A 3,021-nucleotide genomic window follows, 5' to 3' on the forward strand; every position below is an offset into this window, starting at 1 on the left:
GAGCGCGATCGGACGATCATCCGATCGCGCTCGACTATTATAATTTACTTGGGGACAATTAATCCACCCTGCTTGTTAAGGGGGGCTAGGGGGGATCGAAAGCCTATCGGAGCAACAAAAGACTGGTACTATGTTTGGCATTAAGTTGACACCAATATGCCCGTGCCTGCCCCTTTCTGGGAATTGTGTTTAAATGGAACTGAATCAGCGAAAAGAACTATTTAGCAAAGCTTACGTGCGCGCTGTAGCAGCAGTGGCTGGCGTGAGAGTGGATCAGCCAGAGTCAGATGATAATAGCATTGACTTGCACCTGACAGCAGTAGGTATTGAGGGGCCTGCCAACTGTCCAGAACTTAACTTACAGTTAAAATGTACATCAAGGGCTCTACTCGATGGCGACTGTATCCGATATCCTCTGAGTCTCAAAAACTACAACGATTTGAGAATCGACTCCTTTGTTCCTCGCCTTTTAGTTGTAGTTTTAGTCCCGGAAAATATAGGAGAGTGGATACAACAATCAGAACAGGAAATGTGTACGAGGTATTGTGCCTACTGGGTATCGCTGCTGGGGATGCCTGCAACTCAAAATACCACCAGTGTAACCGTTGAGTTGCCCCGCAGCAATCTGTTTACCGTAGAAGCTCTCGAATCGATGATGCAGCGCATTAGCCAACGGGGTTTACCATGAAAGTAACTGTGCGAGACAACACAATTCTCAAGACTATAGAGCCACAAATTCTGGGAGAATACTTGCAGACAAACGGCTGGCATAATGAAGGCTTGTTCTATGGAAGAGCCTGGATTTGGCACAAGAATAGCGATGGGGGCGAATTATTTGAAATCAAGCAACCTATTAGCCAGGATTTTGATGATTATGGTGTAGTTATGGGTGACACTATAAAGAAGTTAGAAGTGTCAGACAATCGTTCTCAATTAGAGATATTAAGCGATTTAATTACTTGTTTAAACAATACTGCGATTCAAGGATTTGTTGTGAAAGTCGATCGGGAAGAAGGGGAGAAAATTGGTAAGGTTGCGATGATGGGGTTTGTGGTGAACAAGCTGCGGAAAATCTATGTTGAACTCAAAGAAACTGATTATAAATTAGCACTGAAAGCTTATAATGAGAGAATGCCTGTTACTTGCGGTGGCGATTTGGTCAAAGTAGGTGAATCTTTTGTGATGCAGAATGTACAAGGTTTTGCTTTGATAGTGGAGGAAGCTAAAGGAGATGAAAGGGCGTCAAGCGTAGCTATCCCGTAGGGAATCGCGCGTATTTAGGGCGGCGGTAAAGTGCCGATCGCATTTTGGGCTAATTCTAGAAATTGCTCGCCGCAGTTAATTTGCTCCGCAGCTTGCTCGACAGTGACAGTATCAAGTCCCCCGTAATCCCCACTATTTCGCAAGTCTTGAGCATCGATTAAGAATCGGTGAAACTCAGCAGGAACTCTTCCTGTGCGGGCAAATTCTCGGCCGAAAGCTCCAATTACTGCGGCATGACTGGAAAATGACATTCCTTCGCCCTCTAAAAATGCCTCAGCAATGTAAAACATGGCGTAATAAGCGCGGGATGCTGCATAGTCTGGGAAACCATTATTTAGTAAGAGCTTTGCCGCCTATATACTTTGACGAGCTTTCAGGAGTAAGTCTAATTGTTCTGGTTTCATAAAGCTATTCCCTCATTACGAATGTTCCTCAATAAAGGCCCGTTGTAATGTATAAATCGCTGTTCGTCCATAAACAGACAGCTAATGACTTCATCATTTTGGAGCGACAAATCGGCTCGAATGTGGCTGGTTCTTTTAATTTCTTCGCCTGGGTTTACTTGCCCTTTGAGGACGACTAAAATATCAATGTCAGAGTCGGGGCGTGCATCGCCTCTGGCTTGGGAACCGTAGAGCACCATTTGTGTGAGCCGATCGCCGTAGAGTTGCTCGAAGTGCGATCGAAGTTGCATCAGTATGTTCTTAAGTTTATGGTTAAGGCTCATATTTGTTATAAATGATTGGAGGGCGATCGGACATTTACTATGTTAATATAATTTCACTAAATTGAGACATTACATCACTGCAGTCAACAATAATTAATTAGTTGCTTAACTGTGCCAAGCTTCATAATAGTCTGGGAAAGGCATAGTTTGAGTGCATTGCGAAAGAACCTCGTATAACTTACAATAAGTATCGAAATCTCGATCTGTATATATATGACTTTGCATATACTTTTTCAAAGTTGAAACTGCTGATGATAGCGGATATCTTTTAAGGATTTTTCCCAAACTAGAAGCTGCATAAATACGGATATCGGGAGCGTAATAAATCATGTTAATTAACACTTTAATTACTTCTACCTGAATTTCGTTAGCACCCCCCAAGTATCCAATTGCAGACATACTAATTACAAAATTGCTGTGGTAACTCAACTCAATCAGTAACGCGATCGCTTCCCTATCGTTAAGACCAAATGCTCCTAAAAGCCTGACAGCATCCCGAATAATATTTTCATCAGGAATATTTTCAATCATATAAATAAGCGCCTTAACAGCTTGCGGAGATTTAGATACAATATGATTAAATGTTTCTGCAGCCCATCTACGTTTTAATTCGTCTTTATTAGATTTTTTTTCTTCAATCAGCCATTCGAGTAATTGCCGAACTACATCAAAAATGCTAGGTTCAATAATTATGGGAGCTTGAGGATGATCGGGGGCAATTTCCGTTAAACTCGAAGCCGCTTGAATAGGAATAAATTTATCAGCACTTTGTTCTATCAGAGCGACTAACCTCGCGATCGCCTGCTCATTACCGGGAACGATTTTCCCCAAACACTCAGCAGCTTTTACACAAGTGTACTCATGCTGACTGTTCTGCATCATGTTATTAAGTTCATCTATCAATTGCTGATTGTTCTGACCAATCAGTTCTAAACTATTAAATGCTTTATCAAAGAGATATAGCATTTCTTAGAAAGATGAGGTATAATATAACTAACTTAAACGGAGTGAAAAATATAGAAGTTCAAAAT

General features: G+C 41.6%; 4 protein-coding genes and 1 pseudogene. 2 read left to right on the forward strand and 3 right to left on the reverse strand.

The window, feature by feature from the left end:
* The first annotated feature begins 193 nt into the window (after nt 1-193).
* Nucleotides 194-688 carry a DUF4365 domain-containing protein gene (locus tag QUA04_RS29145; RefSeq protein ID WP_333264139.1) on the forward strand — a complete coding sequence of 165 codons (495 nt, stop codon included), beginning with the start codon at nt 194-196 and terminating at the stop codon, nt 686-688.
* A complete protein-coding gene (locus QUA04_RS29150) occupies nt 685-1,263 on the forward strand; it encodes a hypothetical protein (RefSeq protein WP_333264142.1) in 579 nt (192 codons plus the stop codon). The genes QUA04_RS29145 and QUA04_RS29150 overlap by 4 nt, the downstream gene beginning before the upstream one ends.
* A 14-nt stretch (nt 1,264-1,277) precedes the next feature.
* Here the strand turns inward: QUA04_RS29150 and QUA04_RS29155 are convergent.
* The 3 genes and pseudogenes from QUA04_RS29155 to QUA04_RS29165 form a co-directional block, all read right to left on the reverse strand.
* Nucleotides 1,278-1,604: pseudogene (locus QUA04_RS29155) on the reverse strand (HEPN domain-containing protein); the annotation flags it as partial.
* Nucleotides 1,605-1,663: 59 nt separating this feature from the next.
* Entirely contained in the window at nt 1,664-1,957 is a 294-nt protein-coding gene (locus QUA04_RS29160) for a nucleotidyltransferase domain-containing protein (protein ID WP_333264145.1), read from the reverse strand.
* 138 nt (nt 1,958-2,095) lie between these two features.
* Nucleotides 2,096-2,956 (reverse strand): hypothetical protein, encoded by an 861-nt coding sequence (locus tag QUA04_RS29165; RefSeq protein ID WP_333264148.1) that lies wholly within the window; start codon nt 2,954-2,956, stop codon nt 2,096-2,098.
* Between the last annotated feature and the right edge of the window lie 65 nt (nt 2,957-3,021).

Origin of the sequence: Microcoleus sp. S13_C5, assembly GCF_036700845.1 — a bacterium.
In the GTDB taxonomy this organism is placed as follows: domain Bacteria; phylum Cyanobacteriota; class Cyanobacteriia; order Cyanobacteriales; family Microcoleaceae; genus Microcoleus.